The organism is Paraburkholderia nemoris (assembly GCF_905221015.1).
Classification (GTDB): Bacteria; Pseudomonadota; Gammaproteobacteria; order Burkholderiales; family Burkholderiaceae; genus Paraburkholderia; species Paraburkholderia nemoris.
The window spans coordinates 23,763-44,484 of sequence record NZ_CAJNBO010000026.1 but is presented as its reverse complement, the minus strand read 5'-3'; the positions used below and the strand labels follow the sequence as shown (position 1 = coordinate 44,484).

Annotated in this window: 15 protein-coding genes; 7 read left to right on the top strand and 8 right to left on the bottom strand. The window is 63.3% G+C overall.

Annotated elements, in window-relative coordinates:
* Positions 1 to 39 precede the first annotated feature (39 nt).
* The 3 genes from KHO33_RS31620 to KHO33_RS31610 all read left to right on the top strand — a co-directional run bounded on the left by KHO33_RS31620 (position 40) and on the right by KHO33_RS31610 (position 5,596).
* The gene (locus tag KHO33_RS31620; RefSeq protein WP_200566679.1) at positions 40 to 3,627 is read left to right on the top strand and encodes an indolepyruvate ferredoxin oxidoreductase family protein; all 3,588 of its coding nucleotides are present in this window, start codon (positions 40 to 42) and stop codon (positions 3,625 to 3,627) included.
* A gap of 287 nt (positions 3,628 to 3,914) precedes the next feature.
* Positions 3,915 to 4,511 carry a hypothetical protein gene (locus KHO33_RS31615; RefSeq protein ID WP_200566680.1) on the top strand — a complete coding sequence of 199 codons (597 nt, stop codon included), beginning with the start codon at positions 3,915 to 3,917 and terminating at the stop codon, positions 4,509 to 4,511.
* An 80-nt stretch (positions 4,512 to 4,591) separates the two neighbouring features.
* A complete protein-coding gene (locus KHO33_RS31610; RefSeq protein ID WP_200566681.1) occupies positions 4,592 to 5,596 on the top strand; it encodes a hypothetical protein in 1,005 nt (334 codons plus the stop codon).
* Positions 5,597 to 5,642: 46 nt separating this feature from the next.
* Here the strand turns inward: KHO33_RS31610 and KHO33_RS31605 are convergent, their stop codons facing one another.
* On the bottom strand, positions 5,643 to 6,722 hold the full coding sequence (locus KHO33_RS31605) for a glycosyltransferase (protein ID WP_200566705.1): 1,080 nt from the start codon (positions 6,720 to 6,722) through the stop codon (positions 5,643 to 5,645).
* Positions 6,722 to 7,975 (bottom strand): oligosaccharide flippase family protein, encoded by a 1,254-nt coding sequence (locus KHO33_RS31600; RefSeq protein WP_054035456.1) that lies wholly within the window; start codon positions 7,973 to 7,975, stop codon positions 6,722 to 6,724. The genes KHO33_RS31605 and KHO33_RS31600 overlap by 1 nt, the downstream gene beginning before the upstream one ends.
* A gap of 358 nt (positions 7,976 to 8,333) precedes the next feature.
* On the opposite strand from KHO33_RS31600, the gene KHO33_RS31595 reads away from it, so the two are divergent.
* A complete protein-coding gene (locus tag KHO33_RS31595) occupies positions 8,334 to 9,524 on the top strand; it encodes a glycosyltransferase (protein WP_200566682.1) in 1,191 nt (396 codons plus the stop codon).
* Between the two features lie 101 nt (positions 9,525 to 9,625).
* Here the strand turns inward: KHO33_RS31595 and KHO33_RS31590 are convergent, their stop codons facing one another.
* On the bottom strand, positions 9,626 to 10,774 hold the full coding sequence (locus KHO33_RS31590) for an acyltransferase family protein (RefSeq protein ID WP_200566683.1): 1,149 nt from the start codon (positions 10,772 to 10,774) through the stop codon (positions 9,626 to 9,628).
* A 282-nt stretch (positions 10,775 to 11,056) separates the two neighbouring features.
* Between KHO33_RS31590 and KHO33_RS31585 the strand changes: the two genes are divergently transcribed.
* Together KHO33_RS31585 and KHO33_RS31580 are read left to right on the top strand one after the other, a co-directional pair.
* Positions 11,057 to 12,550, top strand: a complete 1,494-nt coding sequence (locus KHO33_RS31585) for an O-antigen ligase family protein (RefSeq protein WP_200566684.1) — start codon at positions 11,057 to 11,059, stop codon at positions 12,548 to 12,550.
* A complete protein-coding gene (locus tag KHO33_RS31580; protein ID WP_200566685.1) occupies positions 12,547 to 13,767 on the top strand; it encodes a glycosyltransferase in 1,221 nt (406 codons plus the stop codon). The genes KHO33_RS31585 and KHO33_RS31580 overlap by 4 nt, the downstream gene beginning before the upstream one ends.
* 51 nt (positions 13,768 to 13,818) lie before the next feature.
* On the opposite strand, the gene KHO33_RS31575 is transcribed toward KHO33_RS31580, so the two are convergent.
* Both KHO33_RS31575 and KHO33_RS31570 read right to left on the bottom strand, forming a co-directional pair.
* Positions 13,819 to 15,561: an FAD-dependent oxidoreductase gene (locus KHO33_RS31575; RefSeq protein WP_200566686.1), complete on the bottom strand. Its 1,743-nt coding sequence runs from the start codon at positions 15,559 to 15,561 to the stop codon at positions 13,819 to 13,821.
* A 228-nt stretch (positions 15,562 to 15,789) separates the two neighbouring features.
* On the bottom strand, positions 15,790 to 16,410 hold the full coding sequence (locus KHO33_RS31570) for an LbetaH domain-containing protein (protein WP_054035454.1): 621 nt from the start codon (positions 16,408 to 16,410) through the stop codon (positions 15,790 to 15,792).
* Positions 16,411 to 16,586: 176 nt separating this feature from the next.
* Between KHO33_RS31570 and KHO33_RS31565 the strand changes: the two genes are divergently transcribed.
* Positions 16,587 to 17,084, top strand: a complete 498-nt coding sequence (locus tag KHO33_RS31565) for a hypothetical protein (RefSeq protein WP_200566687.1) — start codon at positions 16,587 to 16,589, stop codon at positions 17,082 to 17,084.
* 31 nt (positions 17,085 to 17,115) lie between these two features.
* On the opposite strand, the gene KHO33_RS31560 is transcribed toward KHO33_RS31565, so the two are convergent.
* The 3 genes from KHO33_RS31560 to KHO33_RS31550 form a co-directional block, all read right to left on the bottom strand.
* A complete protein-coding gene (locus KHO33_RS31560; protein ID WP_200566688.1) occupies positions 17,116 to 18,450 on the bottom strand; it encodes a glycosyltransferase WbuB in 1,335 nt (444 codons plus the stop codon).
* 55 nt (positions 18,451 to 18,505) lie between these two features.
* Positions 18,506 to 19,648 (bottom strand): glycosyltransferase family 4 protein, encoded by a 1,143-nt coding sequence (locus KHO33_RS31555; RefSeq protein WP_200566689.1) that lies wholly within the window; start codon positions 19,646 to 19,648, stop codon positions 18,506 to 18,508.
* Positions 19,649 to 19,761: 113 nt separating this feature from the next.
* Positions 19,762 to 20,721: a GDP-L-fucose synthase family protein gene (locus tag KHO33_RS31550; protein WP_200566690.1), complete on the bottom strand. Its 960-nt coding sequence runs from the start codon at positions 20,719 to 20,721 to the stop codon at positions 19,762 to 19,764.
* Position 20,722: the final 1 nt, after the last annotated feature.

The window sequence follows — 20,722 nt, the reverse complement described above, 5'->3', positions numbered from 1 at the left end:
ATACTCGCCAGGACAATAAAGCTTCCGGAGACGCCGCCCATGAACGCCCCCCTATCGCCCCCGCTGCACGACGCGCTTGCCACCGTTTCACTCGACGACAAATACGCGCTTGAGAAAGGCCGCGTCTACATGAGCGGCACCCAGGCGCTGGTCCGCTTGCCGATGCTGCAGAAAGAACGGGATCGCCGCGCGGGGCTGAACACGGCGGGTTACGTATCGGGCTATCGCGGCTCTCCGCTCGGCGCATTCGACCAGGCACTGTGGAAAGCGAAGAAGCATCTGAAGGAACACGACGTCGTATTCCAGCCAGGGGTTAACGAGGATCTCGCCGCCACCGCCGTGTGGGGCACGCAGCAACTCAACCTGTGGCCCGACGCGAAAGTCGATGGCGTATTCGGCATGTGGTACGGCAAGGGGCCGGGTGTCGATCGCACCGGCGACGTCTTCAAGCATGCCAACTCGGCAGGCACCGATCCGCATGGCGGCGTGCTGGTGCTGGCGGGCGACGATCACGCGGCGAAGTCGTCGACCGTTGCCCACCAGTCCGAACACATGTTCGTCGCGAGCGGCATTCCGGTGCTCTATCCGGCGAGCGTGCAGGAATATCTCGACTACGGCTTGCACGGCTGGGCCATGAGCCGCTATTCCGGTCTGTGGGTCGCAATGAAATGCGTGACGGATGTCGTCGAGGCCAGCGCGTCGATCGACATCGATCCGGACCGTTTGCAGATCGTGTTGCCGGATGACTTCGACATGCCCGAAGGCGGCTTGAACATCCGCTGGCCCGATCCGCCGCTCGCACAGGAAGCGCGTCTGCTCAACCACAAGTGGTATGCGGCGCTCGCCTATGTGCGCGCGAACAAACTGAACCGCGTGGTGATCGACAGCCCGACGCCGCGTCTGGGCATCATGACCGCGGGCAAAGCCTATCTCGACGTGCGTCAGGCGCTGGCGGACCTGTCGCTCGACGACGAAACCTGCGCACGGATCGGCATTCGCGTGCTCAAGGTCGGTTGCGTGTGGCCGCTCGATGCGCAGAACGCGCGCGATTTTGCTACGGGGCTCGACGAGATTCTGGTGGTCGAGGAGAAACGCCAGATCCTCGAATACGCGCTGAAGGAAGAGCTTTACAACTGGCGCGACGACGTGCGCCCGAAAGTATTCGGCAAGTTCGATCAACGCGATGACGCAGGCGGCGAGTGGTCGGTCCCGCGCGGTCAGGCGCTGTTGCCGATGCAATATGAACTGTCGCCGGCGCTGATCGCGAAGGCGATCGCGCGGCGTCTCGCGAAAGCCGATTTGCCGGCGGACGTACGCGCCCGGATCGAAGCCCGCATCGCGATCATCGAAGCAAAGGAACGCGACGCAGCCACGCCGCGCACCGTCACCGAACGGCAACCGTGGTTCTGCTCGGGGTGCCCGCACAATACGTCGACGCGCGTCCCCGAAGGCTCACGCGCGCTGGCCGGCATCGGCTGCCACTACATGACCATCTGGATGGACCGCAACACGGAAACCTTCAGCCAGATGGGCGGCGAAGGGGTGGCGTGGACCGGCCAGATGCACTTCACCAACGAACGTCACGTGTTCGCGAACCTGGGCGACGGTACTTACTTTCACTCGGGTTTGCTGGCGATCCGCGCCTCGATCGCGGCCGGTGCGAATATCACGTACAAGATTCTCTATAACGATGCGGTCGCGATGACCGGCGGCCAACCGATCGACGGCGTGCTGACGGTGCCGCAGATCGCGTTCCAGGTGACGACCGAAGGCGCGAAGCAGGTGCTCGTCGTCACAGACCAACCCGAAAAGTACGCTTCGGGCGTACGCCTGCCGGAAGGCGTGAAGGTGTATCACCGCGACGAGCTCGATCGTCTGCAACGCGAGTTGCGCGAGGTCGCGGGCACCACGATCCTGATCTACGACCAGACCTGTGCGACTGAAAAGCGTCGGCGCCGCAAGCGCGGCACCTATCCGGATCCGGCCAAGCGCGCGTTCATTAACGACGCCGTCTGCGAAGGCTGTGGCGACTGCTCGGTGAAATCGAACTGCCTGTCTGTCGAACCGCTGCAAACGCCGCAAGGCACCAAGCGCAAGATCAATCAGTCGTCCTGCAACAAAGACTTCTCGTGCGTGAACGGCTTTTGCCCGAGCTTCGTCACCGCTGAAGGCGCGCAGTTGAAGAAACCGGCGAAGGCGGCCAGTGGCTCCGCGCTTCCGGACTTCGCCGCGCTGCCGCGCCCGGAGATCGCAGGTCTTGCCAAACCCTATGGCGTGCTCGTCACGGGTGTCGGCGGTACCGGTGTCGTGACGATCGGCGGCCTGCTCGGCATGGCCGCGCATCTCGAGAACAAAGGCGTCAGCGTGCTCGACATGGCGGGCCTCGCGCAAAAGGGCGGCGCCGTACTGAGCCACGTGCAGATCGCAGCCACGCCGCACGAGTTGCACGCAACCCGTATCGCGACCGGCGAAGCGCGTCTGATTCTGGGCTGCGACGCGATCGTATCGGCGTCCGCCGAAGTCCTGGCACGCACGCAACGCGGTGTCACCAAGGCCGCGATCAACAGCGGCGCAACGCCGACCGCGCAATTCGTGCGCGATCCGCAGTGGGCCTTTCCCGGCGATCAGATCCAGGGCGACTTGCGCGACAGCATCGGCGAAGACTGCGACTTCATCGACGCCAATCGCCTCGCGCTCGCATTGCTTGGCGACACGCTGTACGCGAATCCGCTGCTGCTGGGTTTCGCATGGCAACGCGGCTGGCTGCCGGTCAGCTACGAAAGCCTCGACCGCGCCATCGAACTGAACGGCGTGGCGGTCGACAAGAATCGCCTCGCGTTCGAATGGGGCCGCTTTGTCGCGCAGCATGGCGAAGCAGCGGCCGATGCATTCGCGCCGCGCGCCAATCAGCAACAGGCAATCGTCGTGCAGATGCCGGAGTCGCTTGAACGGCTGATCGAGCGTAACGTCGAATTGCTGGGCCTCTATCAGAATGAGCAGTACGCCGCGCGCTATCGAGCGGTAATCGAACAGATGCGAGCCAAGGAAACCTCGCTCGCCGCGGGCTCGAAGCTACGCCTCACACCGGTGGTCGCGCGTAATCTGGCCAAGCTGATGACCTACAAGGACGAATACGAGGTTGCGCGTCTCTATGCCGACCCGGCGTACTTCGACAAACTGCGGGCACAGTTCGAAGGCGAACCTGGCCGCGACTACAAGCTCGGCTTTTACCTCGCACCGCCGCTGCTGGCGAAACGCGACGAACACGGTCACCTGAAAAAGCAACGCTTCGGGCAATGGACACTGCCGATGTTCCGCGTGCTCGCAAAGCTCAAGTTCCTGCGCGGCGGTGCGTTCGACGTGTTCGGCAAGACCGCCGAGCGGCGCGGTGAACGCGCCCTGATCGACCAGTACATCGCGTTGATCGACGAGTTCTGCCGCACGCTGGACAACAACCGTCTGGACGTCGCGATGCGGCTTGCCAATCTCCCCGACGAGATTCGTGGTTTCGGTCACGTCAAGGAGCGCAACGTCCTGGCCGCTGCGACGAAACGCGACACATGGCTGGCGGAATATCGCAACGCCGCTGACCAGTCGGACTTCCAACCGGTGAGAAAGGCAGTCTGACAATCTGGTCTTTCAGTCAGCGGGGCGGCACGCGGCGTCCAGGGAATTCCCCTGGCTTTTCGCCGCGTTTGCCGCCCTTTTACGTTGGAGTGTCTTGATTCGACTGCAGGATGGCGTTTTCGCGCGCTATACGGCGCCTTGCGCCGACTCTCCCCGGTGCTACCCTCAAGAAAGCAGCCTTCGCGGGCAGTGAGCCGCCGTTCAGCGGCAAAATCAGCAGCCACGAGAACATACCGCGAAGCGCGATTGCCGGCGAACGGCGAAACATCGCTGCGGGAGCGACTGCGATGAGAATCAGAACATATACGGCATTGACGCTATGGGTGTTTAGCAGTGCTGCTTTCGCATGGCAGCCGCTCATCTATCCCATCAGAAGTCAAAGCGCCTATCAGCGCAGCATCGACACCGCGATGTGCTACGCCGCCGCCAACAAGCAGACCAAGATCAACATCGCGCACCAATCGCAGCTTCCGCCGCGCAAACCTGCGGCAACCAAAACATCGTCGACGGGTGCGCCGTCGCGGCCGCCCTTGCCCCAGAGCAGTTTTTCAGCGACCCCGCCTGGCGCAAGCATGCCCGCAGCCGCAACCGCGCCTGCCGCAAGCGGGGCCGGCGTGAGCACGGCAACGACCGCTGCGGCGACCAAGACAGCAAGCTCGACCACGGCAACTGCAACGACCGCGACGACCGCGGCCGCCACGCCGGCATCGGCAACCAGCGCGGATAACGGCGCCTCGGAGACGGCAGCAGCCGGCGCGGCGCAGACGGCCGCGGCATCTGGCGTGAAGCTGCCGCCGCTGCCGGCGCCTGAACCGCCAATGACACAGTATTGGGCCGCGTATGGCGCGTGCATGCAAGCGCGGGGTTACGTCGTCGCACAGTAATCCCGATTGCAAGCCTCGCTGCCGTGCCTGGTTCTTTTTGATTGTGGCGCCGGCATTCGACGCCCCTTTGCGAAACGGCAATGCTTAGCGACGTTACTTCCGATCAGCATGATTACCCCCAATGCGAGCACTGCGGTGCGTCGCTAGCCGGTCGCTTTACGCCGTGCACCGAGTGCGGCGCGCGTCCGGTCGATTCGCTCGGCGTGCGCCGCACGCCGCCTCCCCCCTTGAAAATGCCGCTGGGCGACCCCCAGCCGATGCTGGCGACCCGGCTGATGACGCCGCGAATCTGGCGCCCGTCTTCGCGCGAGCTAACCGATCCGTATTCCGTCACCAGCGAGGCACCGGTCGCCGCCCCCGTCGTGCACAGACTGCGTCAGTCCGTCGTGCTCGGCGTCTCGATGCTGGTTGTGGCGTCCGCCGTGTACCTGGGCTTCATTCACACCAACGACTCGGACGACGGCACCCCTATCGCGGTGTCCGGCAAAGTGAAAACCCAGCACGTCAAACCACCGGTTGCCCTCGCTCAGCGATCCGCGCCGGTCTTCGTTGCTCAACGGCCTGTGAAACCCGCGCCGGTGCGATCGCTGGCTGTCGCGCCAACCGCTGTGCCGCCGCCGGCTCCGCGGCGCGTGATGACGGCATCGGCCGAGGCGAAGCACAACCCGGGCGGCCAGACCAACAACCCGCCCGTCAAACCTGGCGTGGATGCTTCAAAGCAGATCAGGTCCGCCCGCGCCAATCTGCAGCAGAACAATCTGTCGGCGACGAAAGCGCGCCTGGCGGCAGCCATGGCGGCCCAGCCGGACAACCCGGACGCACTGCGCATGCGCGAAACCGTAACCGCGCGTGAACAGCAGCGGGATGCGCTTTTGAGCGTGGCGCGAGGTTGCGGTTATGTCGCACGATGGGCGTGCGTCTGGCACAAGGCCGGCGATGCGCTGCAGGTCGATTCGAGCAGCAAGGAAGCCCAGCGCCTCTTGACCCTCGCGATGCGCGAGTCCGAACTGGCGAGCGCGTGGCCGTCGACGCCCGCGCCCGAGACGACATCCGACGACCGCAGCTCCGCCATCAGCCACCATTGAACGTCGGGGCCCCGGCGCAAGCCATAGGCAAAGTCCAGCCGAAGAACTAGCGGGCCGGCACGGCGAGACGACTACTGACCTGCTGCGCGATTGCCCGATAGCGGGCCGCCGTATCCCTGAGCGTCAGACCGGCAAGCGAGCGTTGCGCCCGCGCCTGCCCCAGCGCCGCGACCACGGCATCCGCATAGCACGGCACATCGTCCGTATCGACCAACTGCACACCGGGAAAGCCGTTTGCGAAGGCAAACGATGGAATCCTGCTCGCGACGATCGGAATACCGGAAGCCAACGCTTCAAGAAACGCCACGCTGTGCGCCTCGGAGCGCGAGGGCATGACAAACACGTTCGACTCCGACAGCACGCTCGCCACATCGGTACGCGGACCCGCCACCACGACACGGTGCGCGATCCCCAGCTCGTGCACGAGACCGATGACCGTGCGCTGATAATCCGGATCTTCGACCACGCCGTACAGCACGAGGCGCGCGTCCGCCACCTGCTCGAGCACCTGGCCGAAGGCACGCACGGTCAGAAGCTGATTCTTCACCGACGCATAGCGCCCGATCTGCACGACTTGCGGCGCCCGGCCGCTATGCGCGGCGCCGTCGGTGAACGCGAAGCGGCCGAGGTCGACCCCGTTGGGCACCACGGTCATCGCAGGATGCGGCCCGATTGCCTGCACGTAATCGGTCATGCCTTGCTGCGATACGCTGATCACGACCCGGGCGCGTCCGGACAGAATGTGCTCGACGCGCCGGAACAGCGGCCGCTCGAAATCGTTGGTCGCCGAATGCATCACATAGACGACCGGCACCCGCAGCGGCAACGCGCGCGCATAAAACGAAGGAATCGTGGCGTGCGCGAAAATCACGTCCGGTTGAAATCGCCGCACCGTGAAGAACAGATTCCACAGTTTGCCCGCGAGGCGCCTGCGCCGCGAAGGAAACCAGCACTGCACGCCGTGCCGCTGCAGTTCGTCCTGCAAGGGCAGGAATTCGGCGTGCACAGGCAACAGTGAGGCCACACACACGGCCATGCCTTCGGCGCTTTGATCGATAGCGAGATCCTTGGCGAGGACTTCGGCGCCCGACAAACGCGGCGCCAGAACCAGATGTAAGACGCGCATCATGAAGTCCTTGCAGTCAGCGTTCTGAACAGCATCCACGCCGCGGCGCAGCCAAGGCCAAGGGTCATGGACCAGGCAATACCCGTCACGCCCCACCAATGAACTGCCGCAGGCACGCTCGCCAGCAGCACGACAACCTGAATCAGCGACGCATGCACCGTCGCCTTCGCGTCACCCACCGCGCGCAGATAAGCGACCAGCACGGCAATCAACGCGCCGATCGCCATATTGATCACGAGAATTCTGAACAACGGCACCGCAGGCAACCAGGCCGCGCCGAGAATCAGCGAGAAGAGCGGCTCGGCAATCAGCCTCAGCACCGCGACGAACGCCGTCAACCCGATCGCGATCACGAGCAGATAAATCTTGATCAGCCGCGAGGCGGCCTGCGGACTCCGCCGATGACGCGCCGCGAAGGTGGGAAAGAGGTATTGCGACATCGCGATGGCAGCGTCGGCGAGCAGCATCTGCGCGAGCCGCGACGACATCTGATAGCCACCCAGTTGCGCCGGGCCGAGCAGTTTGCCGACCACGACCTTGTCGAACTGGTTGAGCAGCAGGTTGATCACGCTGCTCGCCCAGATCCAGCGGCTGAAGCCGACGTAGTGACCAATGCCCGACCACACGGCGCGCATCGGCGGGCGCGGTTTCATCGTCGCCCAGGTCAGGATGCTTTTCAGGCTCTCGCCGGCCACGAGGCCGAGCAGCACCGAGGCCGCACCGGCGCCGAAATACGCGAGCCCCAAGCCGACCGAACAATCGACAAAGGCCGCCCCGACCTCGACGCCGGCAATATGCTGGAAGCGCCGCTCGCGCTGCACGAGGTAGTAAGTGGGCGATGCAAGACCGCGTAACAGCGGCAGCAGCGCGGCAAGCTGAATCAGCACCAGTGAGCCGTTCAGATGAAACTGACTGCTCAGCAATGGTGCAAGCGCGACCAGCAGCAGTGAGATGAGCACGCCGCGCGCGGTCAACGTGGTCCACACCGCGCCGAGTTGTGAACGCGACGGTGGATGTTCGCCTTGAATGACCGCTTGCGCGAGACCCGTGTCCGACAACGCCTCGGCAATCGCCACCGCGAGCAAAGCCACGCTCACGCTACCGATCGCCGCCGGCCCGAGCATCCGGCCAATCGCAAGAAATTTGATTGCTACGAGTCCACGCACAGCGAACTGCTGCAATAGCACCCACGTCGCCGCGCTCGCGCCGAAGCTGGCCGCTATCGAGAGCGCCGGAAGCCTGATCGCCCGCAAGCTGTTTCTCCGTCGAATCGGAACGCCGTTGAGTCGGTCATCGGCAGCGATTCAATGCATCGCTGCGAAACGCCGCCGGCGCAAAATTGTTAGATTGCACCAGCAAGCTGGCGAGTTTTTTCATCGAATCCCATATACGACCTTACAGCGAGACAATCGGCAACAACCGCCATCAGCTAGGCCAGTTCAGCCGAAGCCATTGCGCGCTAGTACGTTTACCCACAGAACGGGTCAAATAGACGGATTCACTGACGCCGCCGATGCTAACGTTGTTCAGCTAGCGCCTCAGATAGCCGGCGCGAGGGTGCTTTTCCACAATGCATTCGACCACTGAAGACCACTGAAGACCACTGAATCAATGGAACAAGACTACGTCCTGATTGTGGAGCCCAACCTCACCGGCCACCGGTGGCGCTATGTCGAATGGACCATGCAGGCCTGCACGGAGGCCGGCTATCCCTGCATTCTCGCGACCGAATCCGCCAACGAAGACCATCGGCTCGCCAGACAGATCGTCGCCGCGAACCGCGCGGATCTGCAGATCGCCTTCGTCGATCCCGAGGAGCGGCCGCGCGGACTGTTGCCCCAGCCGAACCAGTATTCGCGCTTTCATCGCTATTTCAAGCGCGTGCACCGCATTGTCAGCCATGCGCAGCCGATCAGGCTGGTGGTTGTGCCGTACGTGGATTACTTCTTCTATGCGTTGCCGTTTCTCGGTTCGCCTTTTCGCAAGACACCGTGGATCGGCATCACGATGCGCTCGACCTTCCATCATCACAAGGTCGGCATCAAGTCGCCCGATCGGCCGATTGTGAATGCCGTCAAAGCGCTGCTTTTCAAGCGTGCCGTCCGCTCCGTCGGGCTGCGCACATTGCTGACGATCGACCCGACTCTGCCGGAATGGGCCGCGCACAATACGTCTAAAAGCAGCGCCGCGGTCGCCTATGTCGCGGACCCGTTTCCGGACGAGCGTGCGGAAAATCCTGTGCTGGCCCGCGAGCGGCTCGGGCTGGATCCCACGCAGCGTTATCTGCTGGTGTACGGCTCGATCACCGAACGCAAGGGCATCTACGAACTGGTCCACGCGTTGACGCGTCTGGAGCACGCACCCACGCTGATCGTTGCCGGTGAGCAGGATACCGGCACGCGCCATTTCATGCGCAATCATGTGCGCAGCCTCACGCCCGCGCCGCTGGTGCTCGACTCCTTCATTGCGAACGACGTCGAGCGCGATCTGTTCTCCGCCTGCGACGCAGTCTGGCTAGGCTACAAGGGACACTACGGCATGAGCGGCGTGCTCGTGCAGGCGTACCGCTTCGGCAAGCCGGTGATTGCAACGGAAGATGGACTGATCGGCTGGTTCAGCCGGCGCTGCGAACTGGGGCCGATTCTGAAGGACCTGAGCTCCGCCTCGATCGGCAAGGCGATCACCGAGACCATGACCTCGTGGCCGCATGAGCCCGAGGCCGTTCCGGCGGCACGCGAAGACCTGCTGTCACGCCATACGCTCGGGCAATTCAAGCAGACCTTGCTGCAGCAGATGGCCTGATCCGGCATCACGCCTGCTTCGACACACCCTCCCTCACTTCCGCAGAAACTCGGAGCGCCTGGCGCGATGCCAGGTCGCCCACGGTTGAACTTGAAACGTCCTCAGGACAACTGGCCGCCGGCAACCGGCACTTCTTCGCGCACCGAGCTGTTGCGCTTTGCCGGGAACAGCGCGTTGCGCATCAGCAGGAATGGATACTCGATCGCGCGTGTGGTCACGTAGCCGATCGCAATCGCAAAAGCGAACTGCGCGGTAAGCGCCACGATCCAGATGACGCTCGGCGCAAGCCCAATGGCGGTCATTTTGCGAATCAGCATGTCGCCCGGGGCGAGCGCAAGCGAGTGCCACAGGTAAATGCCGTACGAATAGAGGCCGATCCAGGCAATTCCGCGATACACCCACGACGTCTTGAACGACCCCGAATACTCCAGCACGAACACGATCAGCGCGGCAAAACCGAGCGCCTGAATCGTGTAACCAATGCTTTCGTCGAGCGCGATGTGTTTCGTCGCAAGAGCAAGCCACGCACACAGCACCACGATGCTGGCGATCAGCAGCCATTTGCGCTTCGCGATCTGATGATAGACGCCCGGTTTCATCCAGTAGATCGCCGACAGAATCACGCCGACCAGCAAACTGTCGATGCGATATTGCGTGTACGCGAATGCCCCTTCCAGGTTGCCGCTCGCCACCGCGAAGCAGCGCGCGGTGAACACCACCGCGCAGATTCCGGTGAGCACGCCGACAATCGTCCATGCACTGAGGCGCCAGCGCGCGAACAGCAACAGCAGCGCCGGCAGGACCAGATAAAAGTGTTCTTCGACCGCGAGGCTCCAGGTCTGGGTAATCGAGGTGCCCAGATAGTTCTGCAGGTGGGTCAGGTTCTGGATCAGAAAGGTATTCCACGGATGGCGCCCGGCCAGCACGTGAAACGCGATCAACACGTAATACGCGGGCCAGATACGGAAAATCCGCCGGACGATAAAGCGCTTGGCGTCGACGTTACCTGTTTCGGCGTACTGTCGAAGCAACAGGCCGCCAACCAGAAAACCGCTCAGCGTAAAGAACAGATTGACGCCTTCCCGCCCGAAATTCTTCAGGGGGTACTCGATGATTTCAATCAGGAAGTTGCCGGTCTGAACGGCATGAAAGTGAAACCCCATCACCATGATAATGGCGATGCCCCGCACGAAATCCAGCTCGATGGCCCGCCCGGCTGTTACGGATTTCGCCCCGCCGAATAATTTCATGTTGTTCTCCCCTGTCACCATTCCTGGGCGCGTGTCCCTTTTTGCATCTTCGGTGGCGGCACGCGTGCGCGCGCGCCAACATCAAGGCATTGGCCGACAACATCAGCAAGTGTGCGCGCGTCTTGCAGGGAGCGCCCTTGCCACGGTCGCCAGAACCCAGGCAAACAGCGACGAAACTGGCCAGGCGGAGCGGCCACGTGGGGATATTCCCGCACAATGACCCGATGCGAGACCGTCCGCTTTAGACCGACGGCGGATCGACAGCACGGGGAGGAATCAGCAATGCGCCATCAGTATGCGACGCTCTGGATATGGTTATTTCTGTTACCGCTTGCGCTGGACTATAAAGCGCCCGACGCCAACGTAGGCCACTTCGTCCAGTTCATATTCGTCGTTCCCGTGATCGCCGCGGGGCTCGCTCTCGCCCTGATCGCGCCACGTTTTCACAACAGCTCGCGGCTGCGCTCGGTGGTCACCTTCAGCGTGTTGCTCTGTGTGCTCGGCAGCATCGTCGCCCAGTTTGTTCAGGACAACGACACCGGCAACTATCTGCGCGTTCTCCTGCCGTTCCTGCTGTTTTTGCTGGGCTACGTGGTGGCCTGCCATCCGTGGAGCGAATACAGAATCTCGCAGTTCGAGAAAGCCCTGTTCGTTGCCAACGTGATCTGCCTCCTGTTTACTTTCGTCTATGGTTTAGCCACGAGTGGCGACCTTGAGGACGCGCGCTTTCGTATCATCTCCGTGACGTTGCTGGGGCTGCAAGCCGTGCTGCTGCACGAATTCGTCGTTGCCAGACGCTTTTCGTTTTTCACCGTCGCGGTGTTCGCACTCAGCGTGATCATCGAGTTGCTGAGCGTGACGCGCAGTCTGCTGGTTGGCACGATCCTGCTGTTCCTGATCGCGATGGCGCTGAGCGCACCATCGATCCAGCTTATCTGGCGGACGGCCGCCCGCGGCGTGATGACCGGCGCGGTGCTGGCCGGCGTAGTCGGCATCGTGGCGGTGAGTTTCCCGACCGTCACCGAACACTGGACGCAGCGCATTTTCGCGTCCGAGGAAACCGTCACCGGCAAGGATCCAACCACGATCACCCGTCTCGCCGAGATGCGCGATCAGTACGACCAGGTGACATCGTCGCCGGAAACGCTGCTATTCGGCGAAGGCTACGGGCACTACTACCGCTATTCCCCCGTCTACCTGCCGGACCTTGCCGGCCAGATCAGCGAGAAAGATTTTTACGCGATCAACGAATGGCCGGCGGGTCACAATTTCTGGGTCTATCAATTCTTCGCGGGCGGACTGCTGTTCGGCATCGCCATGCCTTTGGCGACCCTGGCCGCGCTGGTAATCTGCTTTTTCTCGTACCGCTACTGGCGCGTGGTGGTTCCCGACGCGCCCATGCTTCCGGTGCTAGGCCGCGCCATCATGTTGTTCGCCGCGTTGCCGGCTACTTCGATCGGCGGCAATCCGCTCGGACCGCGTTTCTCCGGGCTGATATTCGGCATCGCCCTCGGCCTGATGATCGCCACGCACTCGCGCTTGCAGCGCGCACTGCCGGCGCGGGTGAAACGCGCGCCTACACCGCCGCATTTGCACCCCGCCGCCATGCCTGAATTGCCGGGCAGAATCCAGCCCGGCATGGGTCGCGCGGATCTCGCGACGACCCTCGGCATGTCGCACGCGGCAAGCACCGCGCCCGGCTCCAGCCAGTTCGGCGCCCTCGTGTCGCACACCACGTCAGCGCAAAACGCCGATCGACGGAATATCGTCCGATGAAAATTCTCCATTTGCTTGCAAGCGTCGACCCCCGCGCGGGTGGCCCGGTTGAAGGCGTTCGCCGCAGCGGCGCGGCGATGCAGGACGCCGGGCACGAGATCGAAGTGGCCACCTGCGATGCGCCCGGCGACACCTATCTCGCGTCCTTTCCGTTTCCGGTCCACGCGTTTGGCCCCGTCAACAGCCGCTACAGCTATAGCGCGCAACTCGCACCGTGGATCGCGGCCAACGCGAAGCGTTTCGATGCGGTCATCGTGCACGGCCTGTGGCAGTACCACGGCTTCGCGGCATGGAAAGCGCTGCGTCAAAGCGACGTGCCCTATTATGTGTACGTGCACGGCATGCTCGACCCCTGGTTCAAACAGGCTTACCCGCTCAAGCATCTGAAGAAGTGGCTGTACTGGCCGTGGGCCGAATACCGGGTACTGCGCGATGCCCGCGCCGTCATCTTTACGACGGAAGAAGAGCGTGTGCGCGCCCGTCAATCGTTCTGGCTGTACCGCGCGCAGGAGCGGATCGTGCCGTACGGCACGACCGTGCCGCCGCTCGACGCAGCGTCTCTGCGCGAAGCGTTCCTGCAAGCCGTGCCCGGCTTGCGCGGCAAACGCATCGTGTTGTTTCTCGGCCGCGTGCACGCAAAGAAGGGCTGCGATCTGCTGATCGACGCGTTCGCGCGTGTCGCCGGCCGCGACCCGTCCCTGCATCTCATGATCGCCGGTCCCGACGAGACCGGCTGGGTGGCCAGCTTGCGCGCCCAGGCTCAGGCGGCCGGCATCGCGCACCGCCTCAGCCTGCCGGGCATGCTGCAGGGCGATCTCAAGTGGGGCGCGTTCCATGCAAGCGACGTATTCGTTCTGCCCTCGCATCAGGAGAACTTCGGCGTAGCGGTTGCCGAGGCGCTCGGCTGCGGACTGCCGGCGCTGATCTCCGACAAGGTCAACGTGTGGCGCGAGATCGAAGCTGACGGTGCGGGGATGGTGGCCGCCGACACGGTAGACGGTACGGAAAAGAATCTCGTGCGCTGGCTCGAACTCGACGACACCGCACGCGCCGCCATGCGCGCTCAGGCAACTCGCACGTTCGAAGCACGTTTCCGGGTCGAGACCATGGTCAGCGCGTTGACCGCGCTGCTGGAAACGAAAGGCAGCAACATCGGTGAAGCGCGCGAAAACACGCTCAGCACGCTGCGCGAAGCCACGACTCAACCAAGCCAGTGACGCCGGGATAAGGGCGCGCGCCGCGAGGCGCGCGCCGTCACCGGCTGCTCTTCACTGCTCCTTCATCAACGGCGTCAAGGTCGAAGCTGCGATCGGCAGCGTTTCGACCTGAGGCTGCTGCGTCTGAATCGACATCAGGGAACTGTTGGCGGCATCACCCCGCGTATTGCCGACGATATCCGGGACATCGAGTTGCCGCACCAGATGACCCGCGAGGCGTAGCGCAAGCGCGGCGATCGTGATGGTCGGAAAGTTGGCGCCGACGGTCGGAAACACCGAGCTGCCCGCCACATAAAAATTACTCATCCCGTGCACTTTGCAATCGCGATCGACCACGCCTTCACGTGGCGAATCGTGCATGCGCGTAGTGCCCATGTGATGCCACGTGCCCTCCAGCTTTGCCGGCCAGCGGCGGCCTTCGAGCGGCGCATCGAGTTCGACATCAGCAATACCCGCCATCTGCAATTCCTGCGCGAGCAACGCAAACGTTTTGTCGAAGGTCCGTTGCACCTGTTCGCCCAGACGCCACTCCACCTTCACGCGCGGCATGCCGAGGCGGTCGCGTTTATCGGGCGACAACGTGACCCGGCTATCAGGATCAGGCACCGCTTCAACAATCGCCTGCAAGGTCACGTCGGTAATCAGCGCCGGCCACTGCAGAAGCCGCGTCAATCCGTAGCCCACGGTATGCAGCGGATGCGCGATCATCGTCGCGACATCGGTTTTCAGGCTGCGGCCCGGCTGGTCCTTCTGCAACAGCGCTTCCTTGCAGTGGATCAGCGCCTCGGACCCGGCCGTTCCTTCACCGTACCAGCGCGAATAGAGCCACACGCGCGAATTCAGCAGCTTCTCGCGTTCCATCAACTCCTGCTTCGGCGCGAACTGTGAGGAGATCTTCGTGCCGTGCGCGGACACCGCGGCGTTCTGATAGTGATACTTGATGTCATACAGCTTGTTGCGCGCGTTGCCCGGACGAAAACGCACCTTGCCGGACATCATCCGCGGATGGTCCATGAAATAGCGGCCCACGAGATCGTTGGCATTGCCGAGGCCCGCCGCCTGCACGTTGTTCGAAGCGAGTAGAAGCCGCGCATTCTCGATGCCGCCCGTGGCGAGCACGAAAATCCTCGCGGTCACCGTCATCTTGCGTCCACTGATGGTCGCCACCTGAAGCCGCGAAACGGACGTTCCGTCAGCGTCGGCATCGATATTCCGCACATTCGCATGCAGAAACACGCGCACCCGCGCCGAACGCGAGAGCTCGTCACGATAGGTCTTGCCGAAACGCACAGGAGGGCTGAATTGCGCGACGGTATCGCGCATATCGCCGGTCGCAAGCGGTATGCGGCGCACGTCATGGCGTCCGATCTCGCGCTCCCAGTAGGCAGGGTCGAAATTCTGCGGGCCGAGTTTCAGCAGTTCATGCGTACGCGCGTAATACGGCGCCAGTTCGTCGAGACCGAACGGCCAGCCGCTGTGCGGGATCCAGTCGCGCTTGTCGAAGTCCCACGGATCGAGCGGGCGGCACCAGCCGCCCCAGCAGTTGCTGCTGCCGCCGAAGTAGCGGCTGCGCGAGCCGTCCGCGAACGAATAGGGAAGCCCGGCGTTTTCGCCGCGACAGAGGTCGCGCGTTTCGTCATCAGGCCCGAAGCCCCCGCTTTCGAGCATGCAGGTGTCGACCCCGGCCCTCGACATCTCCAACGCAAGCGTAATGCCGGCCACACCTCCGCCGATGATGCAGACCGTCGTTTCAATGACCGTGTTTTGTTCAACAGTGCGAGTATCGATGAACATCCCTACTCCCATCTTCTTCATGCATTTCTGAGTGCGTCAAACCGGCTACTCATCCAACCGGGGCTGGCAAGCAAACCACGCACACGTCGTTGCCGAACGCATCACCGGCATCGCCGCAGGTGTCGATCAAAAGCATCGATCGACAATCCGATTGCGGCCGCCGACATTCCGGCTTGTCAACGACCTGGCCTCCTCAGCGTATAAACGCTTCGGTTCTCTTTCTGTGCTTCAGGTCACGGAATCGAAACGGTTCCTGATAAAACGACATGGATTGCCGCCATACACGCCCTCTGGTTCGAGCGAACGATGCACGACGGACAAGGGCGTCACCACGGCCGACCGGCCGATCGTCACACCCATCTGCACAACGCATTTCGACGTGATCCAGACACCGTCCTCGATGACGATCGGCGCGACGCGCAGATCCATCGTGGTGCTCATATCGTGAGAGCCGGCACTGAGGAACGTCCCCTGGGAAATGCAGACATTCGAGCCGATACGGATCAGCGCCTGGTTGTAGATCCAGACGTCGACGCCGAACCAGCAGTTATTCCCCACCTCCAGGTTCCACGGCGACTTCACGCGCAATGGATGCACGAAGCGGCAGCCGGTGCCGATCTTCGCGCCGAACAGGCGTAACAGCGCCACGCGCACCGACGAGAGCGGCAGCAGCTTGTTGTTGATGACGCAGGCTTCCACGACAAACCAGATGAGTTCGATCAGGGCGCCGCGCTTCGCGCGATAGTTTCCCTTGCCGGCCAGACTGAGATCGATGACGCGACCATCCTCGCGAACGCCTTCGACTTCCGGCATACGCCCGATCTGCGGATCGTCGGCAGCGTTACCCATCAGATTTCTCCAGACCACGAACGGGAATCCACATACCCCTGCGTCACGCTTACATTATGTTTCGACTCCTTACTGAATCCGGCTTCATGGCCGTGCGAGCAAGCGTTTTGGCGGCTGCACGCGTACTGCTTGGCGCACGATAGCTCTATTGCGACCGCATCTTCCTGGGGCATCCGATGACCATTCCGTTCCGGCACATAGCACCCTCGCTGCTTCTCGCCATCGCGACCTATGCCGTACCGGCGCTCGCGCAGAACGCAGCGGCGCCCGCGCCCGCTGCGCCGGCCCTTGCCGCCACCGCTGCGACCAGCTACGGCACCCCCGCCCCGGCAGCGCGCGCCAAGCCGGGGGTGGCGAATCGCAACAGTGAAACGCAGTTGCTCGGCGTCCCACGCGACTACGGCTCGCCAGACGCGCAGCAAGGCAACACCGCCGACGCCCAGCAGGCGGCCCTGCTCGACGAACAACGCATGACGGTGCTGGGTGGAGCGCAGCCTGCCGTGCGCAAACAGCCCAACAAGGCGCAGGCCGCCGGCAACGGCAAGGCGCGCGTAGCCGGCCAGCAGGGCGGTCCGAATGCAGCCAACCGCCTGATGCCCGATGGCGCAGCGAAAACCACTTACGCCGATCCGTTCGATGCGGGCAAGCACGCCGTCTACAAATCCCCGTGGTGATATCGCATTCATGAGATGGCCGCGTGCCGGATCAATCCGGCGCGGCTTCCTCCGTTGTAGCCGGCTTGCGCCGCCGGGCCGCGGCGCCTGAAGGCCGCGGGCCACCGAAATACGGCGTCTCCACGTTCGGATGCTTGTCACGTGTGCCATGAACCAGCGCCGCGAGCCGAGCTTCGAAGGTGCCGATCGTCGACTCCGGCGATAGCGCGCGCTCCGCATAATTGCGTGCCGCCTTGCCGAGCGCCGCACGGCGTTCGGGATCGCTTGCCAGCACCGTGATTGCTGCCACCAAAGCCTTGACGTTATCCGGCGGCACGACCACGCCGCGCGGCGACACCGCGTCGTAGAGACCGGTGCCGCGCCGCGCCATGGCCACCACCGCGCGCCCGCTTGCGAACATGCCGGTGAGCTTCGACGGCATCACCAGATCCGCGGCATCGCCCCGTTGCGGCAGTACATGAATGTCGGCGAGATTGAGCAGCTCGTTCAGACGCTCCAGGGGTTGCAGGGGAATGAACACGCAGTTCGTCAATCCCGCGCAGCGCTCGAGCAAACTCTCTTTCGCCGCGCCGCTGCCGCAGAAGACGAAGGTGAGGTCGGTACGTGCGGCGAGCGAGGCCGCCGCATCGGCGAGTGTTTCGATACCCTGTTTCGCGCCCATGTTCCCCGAGTACAGCACGACCTTCTGGCCCGCCGGAATACCCAGCAGGCGCCGGTAGTCGCTCGCTTGCGTCAGCGGAAAGATGGTCGACCCATCGACCCAATTGGGCAGGCACACAACCCGCGAAGGCTTGACGCCCTTGACCACCGCGCGCGCACCCATCTGCGGCGTAATCGACGACACGGTATCGAAGCGGCGCAGCAACGTGCTTTCGATCCAGCGTGCCACGCGTGCCGCGCGCGAGCTTTTCAGAAGACCCAGATCGAAAGCCGCATCGACCTCGAAGTCCTGAATATGCAGCCATGCACTCGCGCCCGCGAGACGCGCGAACGCCAGTGCGGCGGGCGCGCACATCAGGGTCGGCGCGATCAGCATCGCGGCATCGGGGCGCCAGAGCATCTGCCGGGCGAGCAGCGGCAACGAACTCACCGCGAAACTCGCCAGATGCAGCATCCGCTTCAGGCCGCTCGGACGCGCCGGCACCCACAGCGGCGCGCGCCAGATCGTCACGCCGTCGCGCGTCTCGCGCTGATACCGCCATGACACATAGTCCACCGCCACGCGCCACTCGGGGTAATAAGGCGGCGCGCACACCACGCGAACCTCGTGGCCGCGTCTGGCCAGAAGCACAGCCATCTCTGCGGTGTACTTGCCGACCCCCGTCAGTTCAGGCGCGTAATTGATGCCGTAGATCAGAATCTTCATTGGGACTGCCAGGACGGGTTAGAGCTTCGCATGGGCGGCGGGGCCGTGAGGCGCCTCAGTCGCTCAGCATCAGCGCGCAGCCACGCGCGATATTGGCGGCAGCAGAAGGCGGATCGAAACGGCGAATCACATCCATGCAGCGGCGCGCCGTGCCGCCGGCGTCGGCGAATGCCTCCATCGCCTTGAGCATCGTGCGCTGCAGTCCGGCGACATCGCCCGCCGTGAATGCATAGCCGCTCACGCCATCGATCACCAGTTCCGGCACACAACCGCAACTCTCGCTGACCACCGCGGGGCAGCCATGCGCGAGCGCCTCGTTGACGACGAGCCCCCACGGCTCGCTATAGCTCGGCAGCACCATGCAGGTCGCGCCGTAGTATTCGCGGGTGAGCGGTTCGTCCTGCAAACTGCCGGCGAAAGTGACCGCGTCGCCCAGTTCGAGATCAGCCGCCTTCGCGTGCAGCGCGTCCGCCATCGGCCCGGTGCCGACAATGCGCAACTTAGCTGCCGGAATGCGGCGCCGCAAGCCGGCGAACGCCTCGATCAGCGTGCCGATGCCCTTCTCTTCCGAGAGCCGGCCGACGTACAGAAACACCGGCGGATTGCCGACGCGCGCCGCGACCCGCTCGACCAGCGCGCGCTCCGGCGAAAACGATCCGGGCATTGCCGCGGCCTGGCACGGTACGAAAATCTTGTCGCGTTTCGCACCGAGTGACTCGAGATACTCGCGGCTGCGTTCGCCGAAACCGAAATAGCCATCGCAGAGCGAAAAGAACACACGCTTCGGAATCGACGTCAGCAGTTTTTTGGGCCGGTCGCGCGCGGTCGAATCGCAGAACACCGCGCGCCGCTTGCCGGTCAGGATGCAGGCCGCCAGCATCGCCCAGTATTCCGGACGGTGGTAGCCCGGCAGGACGATCAGATCCGATTTGGTCCGCAACACTTCCCAGGTGAGCCGCGCGATCATCTTCATCGTCGGCACATCTTCGTAGCAACCGTCGAACAGCTTCTGCATCGGATAGCGATGGTACGAATAGTCGACGTCCGAAAAACCAACGCGGTCGTGCTCCGTATCCGCAATCTGCACCATCGAATAGCGAATCGCGCCGGATGCCGAGATGTTATGCAAGGCGGAGAACACGACACCCTTGTGACGCGACCATACGACGTTGTGGAAGATCGTGACTGACGCAGTCATTTTTATGCCACTCCTCGAAAATCGTCCCTGTGTGCGTTGCACGCTCTTCGTGCGAAACGCTCCACGCGCTCTCTCATTGCCGGAATCGCGCCCAGCAGCCCTTCAGTGCACGCCTAAACGTGCATGACGGCGGCGGCGGTCGAGCCGGCGTGCAATTCAACGAATTCCCGATACGTGGACGTGATGCCCTCTTCGAGGCCAATGGTCGCGTGCCAACCCATCTGCGCGAGCCGCGAGACGTCCAGCAGCTTGCGCGGCGTGCCGTCGGGTTTGGACGCGTCGAACACGAGCTCACCCTCGAAGCCGGTCACCTTGCAGATGCATTCGGCCAGTTCGCGAATCGACAGGTCTTCACCCACGCCGACATTGAACAGGCCTTCTGTCACGTTGTGCTCGAGCACGAAGAGCGTGGCCGCGGCGAGATCGTCGACATGCAGAAACTCGCGGCGCGGTGTGCCCGAACCCCACACCGTCAAGGTCGCGGAGCCGTCCACCTTCGCTTCGTGCGCCTTCCTCAGTAGCGCCGGCAAAACATGGCTGCTGTTCAGGTCGTAGTTGTCGTTGGGGCCGTACAGATTGGTCGGCATCAACGAGACGTACTGTGTGTTGTATTCGCGGTTGTACGCCTCGCACAGCTTGAGGCCGGCGATCTTCGCGATCGCGTAGGCGTCGTTGGTCGGCTCGAGCGGCGAGGTCAACAGATACTCCTCGCGGATCGGCTGCGGACATTGCTTCGGATAGATGCACGACGAACCGAAGAACACCAGCCTCTCCACCTGGGCGCGAAACGCGGCGTGAATCACGTTGGTTTCGATCACCAGGTTTTCATAGATGAACTCGCCCGGCTGCGACGCATTGGCGAGAATGCCGCCCACGCGCGCGGCCGCGAGCAACACCACGTCGATCTTTTCCCGCTCGAAAAAGCCGTTCACGGCAGCCTGATCCTTGAGATCGAGCTCCGCCCTCGAACGTGTGACGACGTTGTGATACCCCTCGGCATTAAGCCGCCGGACCAGCGCGGAGCCGACCATGCCACGGTGGCCCGCCACGAAGATGCGTGCTTGTTTGTTCATC

Excerpts from the sequence above, each read along its gene's own strand:
- KHO33_RS31620 (WP_200566679.1), top strand. The coding sequence starts at position 40 with ATGAACGCCCCCCTATCGCCCCCGCTGCACGACGCGCTTGCCACCGTT.
- KHO33_RS31615 (WP_200566680.1), top strand. The coding sequence starts at position 3,915 with ATGAGAATCAGAACATATACGGCATTGACGCTATGGGTGTTTAGCAGT.
- KHO33_RS31610 (WP_200566681.1), top strand. The coding sequence starts at position 4,592 with ATGCTTAGCGACGTTACTTCCGATCAGCATGATTACCCCCAATGCGAG.
- KHO33_RS31605 (WP_200566705.1), bottom strand. The coding sequence starts at position 6,722 with ATGCGCGTCTTACATCTGGTTCTGGCGCCGCGTTTGTCGGGCGCCGAA.
- KHO33_RS31595 (WP_200566682.1), top strand. The coding sequence starts at position 8,334 with ATGGAACAAGACTACGTCCTGATTGTGGAGCCCAACCTCACCGGCCAC.
- KHO33_RS31590 (WP_200566683.1), bottom strand. The coding sequence starts at position 10,774 with ATGAAATTATTCGGCGGGGCGAAATCCGTAACAGCCGGGCGGGCCATC.
- KHO33_RS31585 (WP_200566684.1), top strand. The coding sequence starts at position 11,057 with ATGCGCCATCAGTATGCGACGCTCTGGATATGGTTATTTCTGTTACCG.
- KHO33_RS31580 (WP_200566685.1), top strand. The coding sequence starts at position 12,547 with ATGAAAATTCTCCATTTGCTTGCAAGCGTCGACCCCCGCGCGGGTGGC.
- KHO33_RS31575 (WP_200566686.1), bottom strand. The coding sequence starts at position 15,561 with ATGTTCATCGATACTCGCACTGTTGAACAAAACACGGTCATTGAAACG.
- KHO33_RS31570 (WP_054035454.1), bottom strand. The coding sequence starts at position 16,410 with ATGGGTAACGCTGCCGACGATCCGCAGATCGGGCGTATGCCGGAAGTC.
- KHO33_RS31565 (WP_200566687.1), top strand. The coding sequence starts at position 16,587 with ATGACCATTCCGTTCCGGCACATAGCACCCTCGCTGCTTCTCGCCATC.
- KHO33_RS31560 (WP_200566688.1), bottom strand. The coding sequence starts at position 18,450 with ATGAAGATTCTGATCTACGGCATCAATTACGCGCCTGAACTGACGGGG.
- KHO33_RS31555 (WP_200566689.1), bottom strand. The coding sequence starts at position 19,648 with ATGACTGCGTCAGTCACGATCTTCCACAACGTCGTATGGTCGCGTCAC.
- KHO33_RS31550 (WP_200566690.1), bottom strand. The coding sequence starts at position 20,721 with ATGAACAAACAAGCACGCATCTTCGTGGCGGGCCACCGTGGCATGGTC.